The organism is Collinsella sp. LCP19S3_F2 (genome assembly GCF_052121015.1).
In the GTDB taxonomy this organism is placed as follows: domain Bacteria; phylum Actinomycetota; class Coriobacteriia; order Coriobacteriales; family Coriobacteriaceae; genus Collinsella.
The window spans coordinates 325,033-340,739 of the sequence record NZ_JBQKFA010000002.1 but is presented as its reverse complement, the minus strand read 5'-3'; the positions used below and the strand labels follow the sequence as shown (position 1 = coordinate 340,739).

Here is a 15,707-nt window from a genome sequence, read left to right as displayed (position 1 = left end):
ATCCGCTTCGCGGATCCGCACCGGCTTCGCCCGCCTGCCGGCGCGCTCGCCCGCTCGCTAAAAACGCTCCGCGTTTTCTTTACGCTCGCGCCTCGACCGAGGTTCGAATCCGTGCATGGCTTCCAAAAAAGAAAAGCCCCCGTTGCCGGGAGCTTTAAAGTCAATTGGTGCGGCGTATAGGATTCGAACCTATGACGTTCTGATTCGTAGTCAGACCCTCTATCCAGCTGAGGTAACGCCGCAACGCACGGATTATTATGCACGCGAGGCCCCGACGGGTCAAGCGACAATTTGAAAAAATTTTACGATGTGGTGATTATGCTGCTCGCGCCTCGACCGAGGTTCGAATCCATGCATGGCTTCCAAAAAAGAAAAGCCCCCGTTGCCGGGAGCTTTAAAGTCAATTGGTGCGGCGTATAGGATTCCGCGCATCCGCTTCGCGGATCCGCACCGGCTTCGCCCGCCTGCCGGCGCGCTCGCCCGCTCGCTAAAAACGCTCCGCGTTTTCTTTACGCTCGCGCCTCGACCGAGGTTCGAATCCATGCATGGCTTCCAAAAAAGAAAAGCCCCCGTTGCCGGAGGCTTCAAGTTCGATTGGTGCGGCGTATAGGATTCGAACCTATGACGTTCTGATTCGTAGTCAGACCCTCTATCCAGCTGAGGTAACGCCGCAGCGCAAGACATATGAAACCATTTTAGTTAATTGGAGTCAAGCACAATCTTGATTTTTTTTCTAGACCATTTTCCTCATGCAGCTCCGCATGTATCACCGTTTCCCATACGATCGATCGGCTTTTCAACCACATCGAACCCAACACCGAGTTCCCTCAATAGCGAGCGCACCCGCTGGGCGCAATCATACTCGGCAAACGAGATACTCAGCATGCGTGCCACCTGGTTAGAAGTCCCGACTCCATAGAACCGTTCGAGTGTTGTAAGCCCTTCGTGCGTCACAAAGGTCTCAACTACATGTGGTGACTCCTCAAAGCACCATTGGGTCAACGGACCCTCGCTCGTTTGCCTCACCACCAAGCCACCCATACCCGATGGCTCACACGTAACTAGCAGGTGCTCCCCACCTTCATCGCTCTCAAACAAAACTACCCGCTCATCAAACAGGTCCATCACATCCCCCTTCTCTCGCTCGTATCTAGTAAAAGCATAGCAGGTAGACGATCGTATACAGAACATTTGTTCGTGTGTTTTCTATTGAGCTGTCCGCGCGACATGGTAAGGCTCCGCGCACAAAAAAGGCGCCCCGGATAGGGGCGCCCCCGCAAATCGCTTATGCAGCAAACCTACGCGACCGGCTCGATCTTCTCGAGGCCGCCCATGTAAGGACGCAGAACCTCGGGGATCGTAATGGTGCCGTCGGCGTTCTGGTAGTTCTCCAGAATGGCGGCCATGGTGCGGCCAGCCGGCAGACCGGAACCGTTAAGGGTGTGCAGGTAGCGCGAGCCCTTGAAGTTCTCGGGATCGCGATACTTGATGTTGGCGCGACGGGCCTGGAAGTCGCCGCAGTTGGAGCAGGAGCTAATCTCCTTGTAGGCGTTGTAGCTCGGCAGCCAGACCTCGATGTCGTAGGTCTGACGGGCAGAGAAGCCAAGGTCGCCGGTGCACAGGCTAATCACGCGATACGGAAGACCCAGCTGCTGAAGCAGGAACTCGGCCTCGGCGGTCATGCTCTCGAGCTCCTCGTCGGACTCCTCCGGCTTGGCAAACTTGACCATCTCGACCTTGTCGAACTCGTGCTGGCGGATGATGCCGCGGGTGTCGCGACCAGCAGAGCCGGCCTCCTCGCGGAAGCAGGGGGTGAAGGCGGTGTAGCGGCGCGGCAGGGTGTCGGCATCGAGAACCTCGCCGGCGTGCAGGTTGGTAAGCACGACCTCGGCGGTGGGGATCAGGAAGTTATCGCCCGAGACATGATAGGCGTCGTCCTCGAACTTGGGCAGCTGGCCCGTGCCAAACATGGTCTGACGCTTGACGACGATGGGCGGCCACCACTCCTTAAAACCACGGCTGGTGTGCGTATCGAGGAAGAAGTTGATGAGGGCGCGCTCCAGACGGGCGCCGGCGCCACCGAGAACGGTGAAGCGGCTACCGGAGAGCTTGTTGCCGCGCTCGAAGTCGAGGATGTCGAGGTCGGTGCCCAGATCCCAGTGCGGTTTAAAGTCGAAGTCGAACTCACGCGGGGTGCCCCAACGACGGCGCTCGATGTTCTCGTCCTCGTCCTTGCCGTACGGGGTGGCCTCGCAGGGAATGTTGGGCAGGTGAGCCATAAAGTCGTACTGCTCCTGCTCGAGAACGGTGCGGCGCTCGGCCAGACCGTCGATCTTCTCGTTGACGGCGCGCACGGCCTCCTTGGCGGCCTCGGCCTCGTCCTTCTTGCCCTCCTTCATCAGGGCGCCGATCTTCTTGGACTCGGCATTACGCGTGGCCTGGAGCTCCTCGACCTCGGTGATGACGGCACGACGCTCATCGTCGAGCTCAAAGAACTTCTCGCGATCCCAAGACGTCTGGCGGTTAGCCATGGCGGTATCGATGGCATCGGGGTTCTCGCGAACAAACTTGATATCAAGCATTAGATCCTCCGGCGATATACATTCCATTTAGGTTGCAACCTTGTACATGTATGGGCAAGTATATACTTATGAGCGTTTACGACCCAACTCAACTACGCAAGAAGGCACCCAATGGACGCAGTTTTTTCCTTTTTGTTTGGCACCCGTACCGGTTTTGCCATCCTTTTCGCCGGCGGCATCCTGCTGTTTGCGATTCTTGCCTTTGTAATGGAGAAGCGCACCCATAAGCTCTACGTCGACCGCGGGCCCAAATCCGAAGAAGATCAAGACAGCTTCTGGGACTAACCTGCCATTTAGGGACAGGTTTATTTTGGTCGGTTTTATCTGGGCAAACGCAAGCGCCCCGCAACCGGTATCAACCCGGTTGCGGGGCGCTTTTCGCTATAGAGATAAAACCGCGGGAAAAACCTGCCAAAATAAACCTGTCCCTAAATGGCAGGTTTACTGAAGGGTGGCGTCGATGGCCTTGACCAGGGCGCTGCGCATGCCGGCGTCCTCGAGCGCGACGACGCCCTTGATGGTTGCGCCGCCGGGCGAGCACACGGCATCCTTCATCGCCGCAGGATGCTGCCCAGTTGCAAGCTGCAGTTTCGCCGTACCCAGAACCATCTGGCTCACAATGCGATAGGCGTCGGAGCGCGGAATGCCGTGCTTGACGGCCGCGTCGCCCAGGGCCTCAATCGCCATGGCAACAAATGCCGGGGCGCAACCGCCCACGGTACCGCCCACAAACAGCAAGCTCGTATCGAGCTCAACGACAGTGCCAAGCTTTCCGAGCAGGTCGAGCACCACGGCACGCTGCTCGCCGTTGAGCGTAGAGGACTTCTCGCAGGCAATGACGCCCTCGCCCACCGAAACCGGTGTATTGGGGACCGTCGAGATGTGCGCGACACCCGGCAGAACCTGCTCCCACTTGGCACTGTCCCAAGTCCAGGCGACCGAAAGGACGACCTTATCGGCAAGAGTATCCTTGAGCGGAGCGAAGACCTTCTCGATCATGTACGGCTTGACCGCAGCAACCACGATATCGGATACAGCGACAACCTCCGCCGCATCACGACAGGCAAGTATCCCACGCGCCTCACAGCGCTCAACCAGGGCATCGTAGCGGCCCGCGCAGGCACACATGTCGCTCGCAGCCACACCGGCGGCAATCCAGCCATCGGCCATAGCGCTCGCCATATTGCCAAAACCGACAAATCCAATCTTCATATCTCATAGTCCTCTCAGACAGGTTCTTCAAATCGAGAGCTATTGTCCCACGGCATTGTTTCGTGTTGCCGACCTATTTGTGATACGGCTCACCACGGCTAATCTTGCAGGCGCGGTAGACCTGCTCCAGCAGCACCACGCGCGCCAAGTTATGCGGCAAGGTAATGCGTCCAAAGCTGAGCATTTCGTCAGCTCGTGAGCGAACATCGTCGCTCACGCCGTCCGATCCGCCAATCACAAAGGCGATGTCGCTGTTGCCTCGCAACATAAGATCATCGAGCCGCGCCGAGAGTTCCTCACTCGAGCGCTCTTTGCCCTCAATGGCCAGCAGGATCACATGCGCTCGGGGCGGCAGGGCTGCAAGAATCGCCGCTCCCTCCTTGTCGCGCGCGGCATCCACGCCGCCCGCCTTGGCCGGGTCGATATCGGCCACCTCGCGCATATCCACCTTGGCATAGGCGCCCAGGCGCTTGGTGTACTCGGCGCAGGCATCCTTCCAAAAACGCTCTTTGAGCTTACCGACGCATACAACGGTGCACTTCACGCGCGCCTACTCCTTCGAATCGTTTTGAACTTTGCCGGCGGTCAGCATCTGCTCGAACATAGAGGCCGACTGCGAAAAGTCGCTCGGCAGCACGACCGTCGATGTTTTACCCGTGCGAGCGAACTCCGTCATCATCTCGGACCATTGCGTAAACATGAACAGCTGGTTGGCCTCATCGTTGCCGACGCCCGTCTCCTGGATAATCTCGAGCGAATCCTTGATACCCAGCGCGATGGCCTTGCGCTGGTTGGCGATGCCTTCGCCCGCCTTTTCCATTGCCTCGGCCTCGGCGGTCGCCTCGGTAACGCGCTTGATGCGGTCGGCCTCAGCGAGCTCCTGCGCAGCAGCGCGCTTACGCTGGGCGGCGTTGATGTCATTCATAGAGTTTTCGACCTCGGTCGGCAGCGCGATCTTGGTGATGAGCGTCGACACGAGGGTAAAGCCGTAGGCGGCCATCTGCTCGGATACGGTGGCGTTGACGTCCTTGGCAATGTCATCCTTCTTGGCAAAGACCTCATCAAGGGTATAGACAGGGATGGAAGAGCGCAGGGCATCGGTAATGAAGTCGCGCATCTGGTCGACGGGCTCCTGCAGCATGTAGTAGCTCTTGTAGATGCCCGAATCTGCCGGGCCGGCTCCCATGTCATAGCTCACGTGGTACTGAGCAGAGACCTCAAGGCCGATAGTCACGTTGTCCTGGGTCTTAACGTCGATCCCAAAACCGTTTTTCATGGTGCGCAGACTCACCGTGGCGGCCTTGCGGTCGATCACGGGCACCTTCATGTGGAAACCCGCGTTGACGATGCGGTTAAACTTGCCCAGGCGCTCGATGATCACAGCATGCTGCTGTTCAACGACATAGCAGGCGTTGGGAAGCAGTAGCAACAAAATGATGATGGGAAGTAGAAGGCTCGTAAGGGCAGCGATAATACCGGATAACAGCATGGTCTCTCCTCCGATGGGCACACGTTGGCACTAGGATACCCGCACAAAGCAGCCATGTGACACCATCAGGAGGCCCATAACAAAAAAGCTCCCATTGCTGGGAGCTCTTTCAATCAATGGTGCGGGCGAAAGGACGTCCGCGTATCCGCTGCGCGGATCCGCACCGGCTTCGCCCGCCTGCCGGCGGACTCGCCAGCTCGCTAAAAACGCTCCGCGTTTTCTTGACGCTCGCTCCTTCGCAGGTTCAAGTCCCTGCGATGGGCCCATAACAAAAAAGCCCCCATTGCTGGGAGCTCTTTCAATCAATGGTGCGGGCGAAAGGACTTGAACCTTCATGGGGTTGCCCCCATACGGACCTGAACCGTACGCGTCTGCCAATTCCGCCACGCCCGCGTGCAGGAATTAGAATAACGGAGCGCCACCGTGAACGCAAGAACTATTTTTGAAAAAGTTTGCAGGCATTGTCCCACGCAGCTTGCGCAATTGCCTCTGCTTTCTCTCCAGTACGATCGACACGGTCGTTGACCAGCGCGTTTGCCGTGATGGAAATCATTGCCGGCTCACACTCAAGACCGCGAATGGGCTCCGGAGCCATATACGGGCAATCCGTCTCGAACAAAATTCGATCGAGCGGGGTCGCCGCGAATGCCTCGCGCACATCATTGTTGCGCTTAAAGGTGGCCGCGCCGCCATAGGCGATATAGCAGCCCAAACCCACAAAGCGCTCCATCGTGGCGCGATCCTCGCCAAAGCAGTGCAGCACGCAACCGGCCTGAGGCACACCCACCTCGCGCAGCACGTTGTACGCATCCACATGCGAGGAGCGCTCCTCGTCCGTGTCCTCATGACGCAGATGCAGCTCTACCGGCACATTGCGGCGTACGGCAACCTCGAGTTGGCGCGCCATACAGTCGATCTGCACGCTGTGGGGCGCCGGCGCGATGTCGTCGTCGTAATCCATGTGGTAGTCCAGACCGATCTCACCGATACCGACGCATAAGGGATCATCAAGCGCAGCAACGACCTGTGCATGAATGTCATCGGTATAGTCCGGTGCACCATAGGGGTGCACACCGGCGAGATACTTTATCTGCGGAATCTCGCGCATCGGCAAAATCTCGCGCACCAGCCAGTCGCTATAGTCCGTCACGCTGCGTTTGTCGGCAATGGGATCAAAGATCGTCACCAACAGGTCGACGCCTGCAGCCTTGGCGCGCACAAGCGTCTCGGGTACTTCCTTGCCCCAAAACGAGAGCAGGTGCGCGTGCGTATCGGCAAGCGGCGCCAAGGGCACGGGGCAAGCAACCGTTTTCTTTTTCTTGGTAAACGTCACGCGCTCGTCATTAGGCATCATGGATTAGCTCCTGAGCCAGACGGACAAAATCGGCAACGCCAAGCGTCTCGGCGCGTGCGGTGGGCGCGATGCCGCAAGCCTCAAAGGCGGCATCGAGCACGTCCTTGGCAAAGCCGTTGGCGCTCATGGAATTGCGGATGGTCTTGCGACGCTGAGCAAACGCAGCGTCAATCACGCGGGCCACAAACTCGCGATCAAGCCCCTCGGGCGCTACGCCGTCGACACGGTCGATGCGCACGACGGCCGAATCCACATGCGGCGCCGGCATAAAGCAGCGCGGCGGCACCTCAAAGCGACCCGTCACCTGCGCATACAGGCCGAGCTTTGCCGTATAGCCGCCGTAGGTCTTGTTGCCCGGCGTTGCGGCAATGCGATCGGCAACCTCCTTTTGAACCATGACGACGGCGCGCTTGAGCGCGGGCATCGTCTGGAAGAACTGCAGAATGATCGTCGCTGCCACGTTATAGGGCAAGTTCGCGACAAATACCGTCGGCTCACCGCCCGCGGCCTGCTCAATCTGCTCCGGGCACACCTTGAGCGCGTCGCCCATGATAAAGCGGAAGTTGGCATAGTCGGCGGCATGGGCATCGAGCACCGGCTCGAGCTCGGGATCGGCCTCAATCGACGTGACGCACGCCGCCTCCTGAAGCAGCGCAAGCGTGAGCGTTCCAACGCCCGGACCGACCTCGAGCAAGCGCTCATCGCCCGCAAGTTCGGAAAGCTCGCAAATACGCTCGATCACATGGTTGTCGATCAGGAAGTTCTGGCCCAGGCGATGCTTGGTCGCAAGGCCAAACTCCTCCAGCAGCTCCCTTGTTGCCGTGGGGTTTGCCAAAGGCGAAGTTGTCATAGTTGCCTCCTTAGCATGGTGGCGGCGTCTTGAAACAAAAGGGCATGGACCGTTGCGGCCATGCCCTTACACCTAAACAGCAGATTGCCGATATGGCGCGCGGCGTCTTAACCCAGGCGCGGGAACAGCGGCTCACCCTTCTCGACGGGCTGACCACCGGCAAGCAGACCCCAAGCGCAAATGCCCTTGAGATCGTCGCTCGCGGCCTCGTCCTCGCACGACAGGCGGCGCAGGGCCTCGGTAGAAGTCTGGGGCATGAGCGGCATCAGCAGGTGAGCGGCAATGCGGATGGCCTCGAGGAGGTTGTAGATCACAAACGCCAGCTCGTCGGCCTTGGCCTCGTCCTTGGCAAGTGCCCAGGGCTCGGAGTCCTCGATGTAGTGGTTGGCGGCGTGGATGAGCTCCATAACCTCGTCTTTGGCTCCACCGTAATCGAGCACATCCATCTTGGCCATGTAGCGCTCGGCCAGGCCATCGGCGATCTTTGCCAGCGGGTTATCGAACGCATCGAACGATGCGGGCTTGGCGGGCGCGCAACCATCAAAGTACTTACCGCTCATATTGAGCGAACGCGAGATGAGGTTGCCCCAGCTGTTAGCGAGATCGGCGTTGTAGACCTGCTCCATGCGATCGAAGCTGATAGCGCCGTCGGTGCCGGGGACCACGTCGGTCATAAAGTAGTAGCGATAACCCTCGACGCCCAGCATGTCGATAACATCCTGCGGGGCAATGGCGTTGCCACGGCTCTTGGACATCTTCTCGGCCTTGCCAGTCTCGGCATTGCGCACGGTCAGGAAGCCGTGAGCAAAGACGTGCTCGGGCAGAGCCTCGCCAATGGCCATGAGCATAGCGGGCCAAATGACGCAGTGAAAGCGAATGATGTCCTTGCCCACAATGTGGAACTGCGCAGGCCAGCGATAGGCCAGCTCGGCACGGGCCTCGTCGGTGTCGACACCGTAGCCGACAGCCGTCATGTAGTTGAGCAGCGCGTCGAACCACACATAGGTCACATGGCCCTCATCGAATGGAACCTGGATGCCCCAGTCAAAGCTCGTACGGCTCACGGAAAGGTCGTTGAGGCCACCCTCGACAAAGCTACGCACCTCGTTCATGCGGAATGCAGGCTCGACGAAATCGGGATGCTCGTCATAGAGCTTGAGCAGCTTGTCCTGGAAAGCGGAAAGCTTGAAGAAGTAGGACTCCTCCTGCACGCGCTCGAGCGGACGATGACAGTCGGGGCACAGGTGCTGGCCGACGCTGCCGTATTCCTCGTCACCCTTCTGGACCTGCGTGTCGGTAAAGTAAGTCTCGTCAGGCACACAGTACCAACCGTCGTAGCTGCCCTTATACAGGTAGCCAGACTCCTTCATGCGCTCCCACAGATACTGCACCGCATGATGCTGGCGCGGCTCGGTGGTGCGGATGAAGTCGTCGTTGGAGATCTCGAGTTTGCTCCAAAGCTCCTTGAAGTGCGGAGCCTGGCTGTCGGTCCACTCCTGCGGCGTCATGCCATGCTTGGCTGCGGCCTCGGCGACCTTCTCGCCGTGCTCGTCCATGCCGGTCAGGAACTTGACGTTATAGCCGGCGGAGCGGCGATAGCGAGCCTGGACGTCGGCGATGATGGTGGAATAAGCCGTGCCCAGATGCGGATCGGCATTGACGTAGTAGATGGGCGTCGTGATAAAGAACGAAGGCTTGCTTTGATCCATGGGGTTTGTCCTCCAGAAAAACGTTGCATACAGGGGATGATTCTAACGCAAGGGCTGGATATCCTCCATCTATTGCATATTGAGCACCATGGCATAGACATCGCGCTTGCGGCGTGAATACTTCTGAGACAGGCGCTTGGCCACCGCAGAGGCGGGCTCCCCCTCCTCGAGCGCGACACGGATATCCGCGCGCAGGGCCTCATCGGGATCCGCTGCCGCTGCGCCAACCGGCACGATGCCGGTCTCCTCGTCTTCACTCGGTGGCGCAATGACCAGCGCAATCTCGCCCTTTACTTCGCCGCGAGCACGCAGCCTCTCGGCAAGCTGGGCGGCGGGCCCGCGCAAGACCTCCTCGTGCAGCTTGGTGAGTTCGCGGCAGACGGCAACCTCACGTTGGGGAAAGACCTCTGCCACGGCCTCGAGCGTCGCCACGATGCGATGTGGAGACTCGTAGAAGATGAGCGCGCCGGGCACCACGGCAAGGCGCTGCAAACGGCGTACGCGGTCGCCGTGCTTTCGGCCCAAAAAGCCCTCGAAGAAAAAATGCTCGCAGGGAATGCCGGACGAAACGAGCGCTGTGACGCAAGCAGAGGGCCCGGGAATAACTTCGACGGGCACATCGGCCTCACGCGCCGCTTCGACCAGCGCCTGGCCGGGATCGGACACGCTCGGCATGCCGGCATCCGAGGCAAAGGCAAGGGTCTCACCCGCCAGCAGGCGGTCGACCAGACCGGTGGCGCGGCTGGCGATCACATTCTCGTCACAACGGACAAGCGGCTTGGAAATGCCCAGGTGCATCAGTAGCTTTGAGGTCACGCGCGTGTCCTCGCAGCAGATCGCATCGGCGGCGGCAAACGCCTCGCCAACGCGCGGAGACAGGTCGCCCAGGTTGCCGATGGGTGTTCCGACCACATAGAGTTTGCCCGTACGGGCGCTGTTTTGCGTCATATCAACCTATTCAATCATGCCGCGCTCGAGCGTACCGAGCGCCGCGCGGGCGTCCCATGCTGCGATGCGTTTCTCGGTCTTCCACGTTTGGAAGAACCAACCGGCAGCCGGCGCAAACGAAGCCAGCTGATTGGCGATAAACACGCGCTCGTAGGCATTGCGGCCCTCGGGCGTAACCGACGAGTTGGCAAAGATCGCCGCGCCCGACCATTCGCCCACCAGCACGGGGAACCCAGTTGAAATCGCTTCTTTAAGCTCGCGCTTGTTACGCGAAATCGCCGTCGTCAGCCCGCGGGGGCTCGTGATGTCGAGTGCATGCTCGTCGCGGTAATGGTACAGGTGAAGGTCCATGTAGACGTTCTTGTACTTGGCGCCGCGCATAAAATGCTTCCACTCGCTGGGATGTCCTGAGGACGAAAAGACGACGATCTTATCCTCGGGCATATACGAACGGACGAGCTCGTAGGCATCGCGATAGAAATTGCGCAGGTAGTGGGCCGGAATGCCATCCGTCATGGTAAAGAGACTCTTGCGGACACTCATTCGAGGTGCATCCAGCAGCTCAATGCCCAGAAGGCTTTCGGCTTCGCCGTAGCGATCGGCCAAACGCTCCAGCGCGTCGAGTGCAACGTGACGACCGTTGGTGGACGAATGCCACTCGGCAACAGCCTCCGGCGTGGTGGGCGAATCGTTGGAATCGCCCTGGCCACCGGGCACAGTCGCTAGATCGAGCAGCACGCGAATGTCGTACTTGGCAGCCCACTCAATTGCACGGTCAATGTAGTCGATAACCGAAATGTAGGACGCATCGGACTCCTGCGAGCCAAAGGCATACCAGGGCACCGGCAAACGCACGGCATTGAGACCAATCTGCGCCATACGGCGAAAATCATCTTCGCTTACGAATGTCTCATAATGGCGACGCATGCGCTCGTTATAGGCAGCAGTGCCCATGGCTTCTTGCAGTTCCGCCGCATTGGACGCACCTGTCGCCGCGTACAGCGACGGGGTCACCCAAGGCTCGGGAATAAACCAGCCAGAGAGATTAACGCCGAGTATCCTCTCCATCACGGCCCCCTTCGAATCGTGCAGGGCGAACCCGCATCGTATTGCATAGGAAAAGTATCGTTTTGAGTATACCCGCGCACACGGACAGCCGATCGAACGGTCTGCAAAGTGGCGCAAAAGTAGGAGTAATGTCTGGGCGGGCACACCCGAGATGGTACGCCAAGATGTGCACGCGCGCCGAAAGCAGGCGCCGGAAGGCGCATCCCGTTTTTTTGCTCAATAATGGAATGTATTTTCCGCCAGCAGGCCCAACCGGAAAGCATGTCCCGTAATTTCACGTCATTCCGGGTCGCATTTTCCCAAGCGCCCCTAAAGCGGAAAGCGCATCCCGCTCAGGATTGAAATTCTGGGATGCGTTTTCCGCGGGTCCACATAAAAGAAAAGGACCCCTTTGCAGAGGTCCTAGTCAATTCAAGGTGGCGGGGAAGGGAATCGCGTCCGCGCGCTGCGCGGACGGACCGCTGCGGCGCTTGCGCGCCTTGCGAGCTACGCTGGCAAACGCTATCGCGTTTCCTCAGCTCCGCGCCCTCGCGGGGTTCGATTCCGTGCGGGGGCTACATAAAAGAAAAGGACCCCTTCGCAGAGGTCCTAGTCAATTCAAGGTGGCGGGGAAGGGAATCGAACCCCTGACACGAGGATTTTCAGTCCTCTGCTCTACCAACTGAGCTACCCAGCCATTTGAGGTGTGCCTTGTTTCAAGGCTTGATTAGTATAACCAAGGACGCGCTCCGGTCAACCGAGAATTTGAAAAAAGTTTTTGGACACCACCTCGGTTCTGTAAAGCAGCACGTCAGAGACATCAACCGGCCGCAAGAAGTTTTTCGCTCAGGGCCTTCAAGCCTGCACTCGTTGCAAGACAGTGGGCGATACAAAGACTGAAGGGCGTTCCAGCACCGCCCAAGCACCGGGACAGGAGCACATGCGCCAGGGGCGGACATTTTCGTAGCGTGCAAGGATATTGCCGCTGCAATCAATAAAGGCAATGTCGATGGGATAAGCCATAAAACAGGTGTGAACCGAAGAGCAGGACGGAAACGCCATGACGAGCGGCAGTCCGTCAGCCGTAATCGGCACGCGGCCCAGCATGCCGCGCAAGCGTGCGCCAAACGATTCTGCCACCATAAACTCTGCCGGCGACCAACCGAGCCTATTGAGCGCACGCGCGTAGGCGATATAAGACAAGACGGCGCTCACATGACCACCCCCGGTCGCCACGGATCGACCGTAACCGCGCGCTCGTGCGACAGCTTCGCCGGCGTCCCCAGAGAAACGCCGGCAATGCTAAGCAATCTAGGCCACGGCTCATAGTACATGACGCAGGCATAGGTCCTAAACGTCCCGGACAGAGAGAGCAAGCCGCCGTCAGACGACACCGAGCTCTGCTCGCTCGAGACCTCGACCTGCAGATCATAGCCCTGCATAGCCGCCTGAATCTCGGACTGGACACGCACCGAGGCATCGGCAGAGCTCTTGTCGCCCTCCCCTTCCGGCGCCACAGCGTGCGCCAGCACGATATCGGGCACCACGCGATCGAAGCGCGCAACGGCGCCGGCAAAGACCATGACGTTGTACACAATGAGCGCAAGCGCCAGCAAAACGGGAGCGACCACTGCCATCTCGACCGTCGCCTGGGCGCGCTCCTCGCGCAGACGCATGCGGATACTCATTACGACCCACCGCCCAGAGCGCCAACCAGCGTGGCGACATCGACGGTAAGCGGGATGGAACCACCGCCGGGCAACGGAATCTCCGCAAGTGTGAACACTGTACCGCTAATGGTGCGTTCGACTTGATATTCCAACGCCTCGCAAAGCGCCTTGGGATCGGTCACGCCCAACGGAATACCTCGCAGTTTGTCTTGCGCTTGAGAGAGACCGGCAATGTCAGACCCCGGACTCTTAATGACGTTAGCGGAATCGGTCAGCACCGGCTTTCGCAGGCGCAAGTCGCACGGTTCCAAACCCAGCGCCGCCACGGACGCCGAAACGGTATCGCCGAGCCACGATGCAATGGAGCCCAACGCGCCGCTGCCCCCTCCTAGGTCTTTAATCATCTCGTCCATAAGTTCGTCGGCCGAACCTTGGATGTCTCCGTATCCCACAAGCAGGCGTCCCCAAACATCCATGACGCCATCGAGTACGCCGGCAACGCCGCCCGAGCGCTCTTCCACTGTCGAGAAAAACCGCGAGAGCACGTTGTTTTGCGCCGTCGCGTTGTCGGGAGCCAAGACCGCGGCAGAGATTGCACCGCGACTGCCGAGCGTAACCGGCTTATTGAATGAAGAGTTGAGCTTACCGGGACTGGTCATATCGCCCGAGACCGCAAAGGCGACCACGCCGTTTCGGCCGGGCGGGGCGATACGCGGCCGCTCGCCCGAAAGCGCCTTGATGGCCTGGTCAAACGCATTACCCGCGCGATCGGCCTCGTCCTCGGTCTGACGCATGAGCTCGAGCTCTTTGTTGCGACATTCGACGTAATCTTCCAGAGCCCCTTTAAACTCGTCAAAGTGATACTCGAAGCCGTTTTCGATAGAAGTCGAAGGCGCTGCAACGGCACCGAGCGACGAAACGCCAAAATGGCATCTGTTGCATCTGTCCTGCCCGTCATAATCAGCAACCGAGGCTAACCCGCCTGGCGACCCCTTCTTATAGTTGGGGCAACTCGTTCCGTAATGCAGATACGTCTTGTCATCGATGGTACTAATTGGCCACGCCGCATCGGTATAGAGTTCCGTCGCTCGCACCTCTTCAGAGTTGCGCGGCAACAGCGGGATATGGGAAGTGACTTCATCTCCGTCCTCGGTTACATATGCACGATTGACCTCTGTACTCGCATAGGTGTAAAACGCCTTGCGCGCCGCCGACTCCGCCTTCGTCTCGACGCTTGAGCCCTGAGGCGCCTCGTTTGCCAGGCGCCGGCGGTAATAGGCCTTCGCGCGATCGAGCGCCACTTGCGGCTCCCATGTGACACTCGAGGCATAGTGCGGATTCTCAATATCCGAAAGCTTCGCCAAGCTCCTCGCGCGTTCCCACATGCACGAACAGCTTCCGACTGCGCCTCTGTCCGATCCGCCGCAGTCGGCAAGCCAGGCGCGTTCCTTGGCCTTTGACGTTTTCTCGGACGCTTTCTTCAGTTCCTTGGCAGCATAGTCAAGGTCTTTTGAGGTGCTCTCGATGGCATCGGTCGAGATTTCTGATCCCTCGAGCGCAACAAAGTCCGACTCCGATGTCCTGGGCACGGCGAGCGCTGTGCCGGTATAGGTCACGTTATCGGTATCCTGCGCCGAAACAGCCTGCGTAGCTCGCGCGGCAACCAGATATGGCAGAGCCGTTTCGACTTTTTGCAAACCCTCCGACGCACTTTTGGCAAACCTATTGCGCGTCTTAATAATCTCAATCCCGGTATCGACCATATCGCTTGCGGCTATTTTCCCACCCGGCACCAGCATGGCAACCAAGCCGGTGCCGATTGTGGCAAACCCCGCCAAGCCCAAGCTCAAAATGCTCGCATCCACCACCGTGGCTGCTGTATGGTAGGACGATATCACGTTGGCACCCGCCAGAGCACCGCTATCGGCCGCCACCTGGGTATCCCCGGCACGCGACATACTCCATATCGCCGCCGTCGACGAAAACAGCAGCGTAAGCACCACAAGTATGACGACCGCCGAAGAAAGCGTAGTGTAGGCACCGTCCTCGATAAACAAGTCGATACCGGAGCGGCCCATGAAGCCGCCCCGCTTGCGGCGGGCATTCGACCGGCAACGGCACACGAGCCCTCGCATCATTCGCAGCAGGCGACGCCTAATCCCACGCGGCAATCCACGAATCATAGTCTCCCTCCAGCCATCCGGGACGCGATCGGTACGAAACGTCGACTTTCAACTCAACATTTCCTCCTCCCCCCACATTGCCCATGGCCTGCGCGAACGCGCCGATCACGGGCAGCGGCTTTACATCACCCGCGATAGATACAGACGAAACGCCCCCTGCGCCCGCCCGGCCAAGCTCGATATCCCACGACAGCGGTCCGCCGGCGTGAAAGATCGAGACATCGGGCACCGCGGCGAGACGGCGGCGGGCAAACTCCTTGAGGTCGTCGTCCTCCGCCGTCGTCGTGGTCATGAGCCGCGCCGTCTCGGCGGCGGCAGACTCCATGACCGCACGCGTATAGAGCAGGCACACCGGCTGCAGCACAAGCAGGATGAGCGTCAAAAACGTCGCCAGCAAAAAAGCGGCCTCGACCGTGGACTGCGCCCAATCCTCGCGCGCGATATCAATAGAGCGCGATGTCTTTGGCGCCTGCGGCGGCGTCGATAACCGATGTCGAGGCGACGCCATGGGACGCCGCCCGTGCAGCCAACGCCGCCAAGCGTCCGTCGGTGCCGGCGCGCCAAAGCCCCGCAATCGCCAGCACGATGGAAAGCAGCGCCATGGTGACGATGGCGTACTCAACGGTCGATTGGGCAGACTCCTCGCGCAAAACGTCAAGCATT

Annotated in this window: 17 protein-coding genes and 4 tRNA genes; 2 read left to right on the top strand and 19 right to left on the bottom strand. The window is 59.4% G+C overall.

Annotated features, from left to right (window positions below; all coding sequences use genetic code 11):
* Window positions 1-180, top strand: a 180-nt coding sequence (locus ACTQX9_RS03140) for a hypothetical protein (protein WP_441540466.1), incomplete at its 5' end; no start/stop codon positions are given.
* Here the strand turns inward: ACTQX9_RS03140 and ACTQX9_RS03135 are convergent.
* The 4 genes from ACTQX9_RS03135 to serS form a co-directional block, all read right to left on the bottom strand.
* Window positions 166-242: transfer RNA gene (locus ACTQX9_RS03135), tRNA-Arg, on the bottom strand. The two genes, ACTQX9_RS03140 and ACTQX9_RS03135, sit on opposite strands and share 15 nt — an antisense overlap.
* 353 nt (window positions 243-595) lie before the next feature.
* Window positions 596-672 (bottom strand) — tRNA-Arg (locus tag ACTQX9_RS03130).
* A gap of 75 nt (window positions 673-747) precedes the next feature.
* Window positions 748-1,125: a hypothetical protein gene (locus ACTQX9_RS03125; protein WP_441540465.1), complete on the bottom strand. Its 378-nt coding sequence runs from the start codon at window positions 1,123-1,125 to the stop codon at window positions 748-750.
* A gap of 173 nt (window positions 1,126-1,298) precedes the next feature.
* Window positions 1,299-2,582 (bottom strand): serine--tRNA ligase, encoded by a 1,284-nt coding sequence (gene serS, locus ACTQX9_RS03120; RefSeq protein ID WP_441044830.1) that lies wholly within the window; start codon window positions 2,580-2,582, stop codon window positions 1,299-1,301.
* A 111-nt stretch (window positions 2,583-2,693) separates the two neighbouring features.
* Here serS and ACTQX9_RS03115 point away from each other — a divergent pair, with 111 nt between their 5' ends.
* Window positions 2,694-2,867 carry a DUF6724 family protein gene (locus tag ACTQX9_RS03115; RefSeq protein ID WP_195838594.1) on the top strand — a complete coding sequence of 58 codons (174 nt, stop codon included), beginning with the start codon at window positions 2,694-2,696 and terminating at the stop codon, window positions 2,865-2,867.
* Window positions 2,868-3,023: 156 nt separating this feature from the next.
* Here the strand turns inward: ACTQX9_RS03115 and proC are convergent, their stop codons facing one another.
* The 15 genes from proC to ACTQX9_RS03040 all read right to left on the bottom strand — a co-directional run bounded on the left by proC (window position 3,024) and on the right by ACTQX9_RS03040 (window position 15,706).
* A complete protein-coding gene (gene proC, locus ACTQX9_RS03110; protein WP_441042466.1) occupies window positions 3,024-3,794 on the bottom strand; it encodes a pyrroline-5-carboxylate reductase in 771 nt (256 codons plus the stop codon).
* 73 nt (window positions 3,795-3,867) lie between these two features.
* Window positions 3,868-4,338 (bottom strand): 23S rRNA (pseudouridine(1915)-N(3))-methyltransferase RlmH, encoded by a 471-nt coding sequence (gene rlmH, locus ACTQX9_RS03105; protein WP_370450649.1) that lies wholly within the window; start codon window positions 4,336-4,338, stop codon window positions 3,868-3,870.
* 6 nt (window positions 4,339-4,344) lie between these two features.
* On the bottom strand, window positions 4,345-5,283 hold the full coding sequence (locus ACTQX9_RS03100; protein ID WP_117848150.1) for an SPFH domain-containing protein: 939 nt from the start codon (window positions 5,281-5,283) through the stop codon (window positions 4,345-4,347).
* A gap of 306 nt (window positions 5,284-5,589) precedes the next feature.
* Window positions 5,590-5,676: transfer RNA gene (locus ACTQX9_RS03095), tRNA-Leu, on the bottom strand.
* 43 nt (window positions 5,677-5,719) lie between these two features.
* Complete coding sequence (locus ACTQX9_RS03090; protein WP_441540464.1) at window positions 5,720-6,637, bottom strand: TatD family hydrolase; 918 nt, start codon at window positions 6,635-6,637, stop codon at window positions 5,720-5,722.
* Entirely contained in the window at window positions 6,627-7,487 is an 861-nt protein-coding gene (gene rsmA / locus ACTQX9_RS03085; RefSeq protein WP_441540463.1) for a 16S rRNA (adenine(1518)-N(6)/adenine(1519)-N(6))-dimethyltransferase RsmA, read from the bottom strand. The genes ACTQX9_RS03090 and rsmA overlap by 11 nt, the downstream gene beginning before the upstream one ends.
* 107 nt (window positions 7,488-7,594) lie before the next feature.
* On the bottom strand, window positions 7,595-9,196 hold the full coding sequence (metG, locus tag ACTQX9_RS03080) for a methionine--tRNA ligase (RefSeq protein WP_154517665.1): 1,602 nt from the start codon (window positions 9,194-9,196) through the stop codon (window positions 7,595-7,597).
* A 69-nt stretch (window positions 9,197-9,265) separates the two neighbouring features.
* Window positions 9,266-10,144 (bottom strand): 16S rRNA (cytidine(1402)-2'-O)-methyltransferase, encoded by an 879-nt coding sequence (rsmI, locus tag ACTQX9_RS03075; protein ID WP_441540462.1) that lies wholly within the window; start codon window positions 10,142-10,144, stop codon window positions 9,266-9,268.
* Between the two features lie 6 nt (window positions 10,145-10,150).
* The gene (locus ACTQX9_RS03070) at window positions 10,151-11,212 is read right to left on the bottom strand and encodes a glycoside hydrolase family 5 protein (RefSeq protein WP_441540461.1); all 1,062 of its coding nucleotides are present in this window, start codon (window positions 11,210-11,212) and stop codon (window positions 10,151-10,153) included.
* A gap of 603 nt (window positions 11,213-11,815) precedes the next feature.
* A tRNA-Phe gene (locus ACTQX9_RS03065) sits at window positions 11,816-11,888 on the bottom strand.
* Window positions 11,889-12,046: 158 nt separating this feature from the next.
* Window positions 12,047-12,406 (bottom strand): DUF192 domain-containing protein, encoded by a 360-nt coding sequence (locus tag ACTQX9_RS03060; RefSeq protein ID WP_441068991.1) that lies wholly within the window; start codon window positions 12,404-12,406, stop codon window positions 12,047-12,049.
* A complete protein-coding gene (locus tag ACTQX9_RS03055) occupies window positions 12,403-12,879 on the bottom strand; it encodes a hypothetical protein (RefSeq protein WP_441540460.1) in 477 nt (158 codons plus the stop codon). Before ACTQX9_RS03055 ends, ACTQX9_RS03060 begins: the two co-directional genes overlap by 4 nt.
* Window positions 12,879-15,044, bottom strand: a complete 2,166-nt coding sequence (locus ACTQX9_RS03050; RefSeq protein WP_441540459.1) for a hypothetical protein — start codon at window positions 15,042-15,044, stop codon at window positions 12,879-12,881. The genes ACTQX9_RS03055 and ACTQX9_RS03050 overlap by 1 nt, the downstream gene beginning before the upstream one ends.
* Window positions 15,016-15,552: a TadE/TadG family type IV pilus assembly protein gene (locus ACTQX9_RS03045; RefSeq protein ID WP_441540458.1), complete on the bottom strand. Its 537-nt coding sequence runs from the start codon at window positions 15,550-15,552 to the stop codon at window positions 15,016-15,018. The genes ACTQX9_RS03050 and ACTQX9_RS03045 overlap by 29 nt, the downstream gene beginning before the upstream one ends.
* The gene (locus ACTQX9_RS03040) at window positions 15,488-15,706 is read right to left on the bottom strand and encodes a hypothetical protein (protein WP_154517649.1); all 219 of its coding nucleotides are present in this window, start codon (window positions 15,704-15,706) and stop codon (window positions 15,488-15,490) included. The genes ACTQX9_RS03045 and ACTQX9_RS03040 overlap by 65 nt, the downstream gene beginning before the upstream one ends.
* Window position 15,707: the final 1 nt, after the last annotated feature.

Bases quoted from the DNA above. Each gene is read 5' to 3' on its own strand.
- ACTQX9_RS03040 (WP_154517649.1), bottom strand. From the start codon at position 15,706: ATGCTTGACGTTTTGCGCGAGGAGTCTGCCCAATCGACCGTTGAGTAC.
- ACTQX9_RS03070 (WP_441540461.1), bottom strand. From the start codon at position 11,212: ATGGAGAGGATACTCGGCGTTAATCTCTCTGGCTGGTTTATTCCCGAG.
- rsmA (WP_441540463.1), bottom strand. From the start codon at position 7,487: ATGACAACTTCGCCTTTGGCAAACCCCACGGCAACAAGGGAGCTGCTG.
- metG (WP_154517665.1), bottom strand. From the start codon at position 9,196: ATGGATCAAAGCAAGCCTTCGTTCTTTATCACGACGCCCATCTACTAC.
- ACTQX9_RS03055 (WP_441540460.1), bottom strand. From the start codon at position 12,879: ATGAGTATCCGCATGCGTCTGCGCGAGGAGCGCGCCCAGGCGACGGTC.
- ACTQX9_RS03050 (WP_441540459.1), bottom strand. From the start codon at position 15,044: ATGATTCGTGGATTGCCGCGTGGGATTAGGCGTCGCCTGCTGCGAATG.
- proC (WP_441042466.1), bottom strand. From the start codon at position 3,794: ATGAAGATTGGATTTGTCGGTTTTGGCAATATGGCGAGCGCTATGGCC.
- ACTQX9_RS03100 (WP_117848150.1), bottom strand. From the start codon at position 5,283: ATGCTGTTATCCGGTATTATCGCTGCCCTTACGAGCCTTCTACTTCCC.
- rsmI (WP_441540462.1), bottom strand. From the start codon at position 10,144: ATGACGCAAAACAGCGCCCGTACGGGCAAACTCTATGTGGTCGGAACA.
- ACTQX9_RS03090 (WP_441540464.1), bottom strand. From the start codon at position 6,637: ATGATGCCTAATGACGAGCGCGTGACGTTTACCAAGAAAAAGAAAACG.
- serS (WP_441044830.1), bottom strand. From the start codon at position 2,582: ATGCTTGATATCAAGTTTGTTCGCGAGAACCCCGATGCCATCGATACC.
- ACTQX9_RS03125 (WP_441540465.1), bottom strand. From the start codon at position 1,125: ATGGACCTGTTTGATGAGCGGGTAGTTTTGTTTGAGAGCGATGAAGGT.
- ACTQX9_RS03045 (WP_441540458.1), bottom strand. From the start codon at position 15,552: ATGGCGTCGCCTCGACATCGGTTATCGACGCCGCCGCAGGCGCCAAAG.
- ACTQX9_RS03115 (WP_195838594.1), top strand. From the start codon at position 2,694: ATGGACGCAGTTTTTTCCTTTTTGTTTGGCACCCGTACCGGTTTTGCC.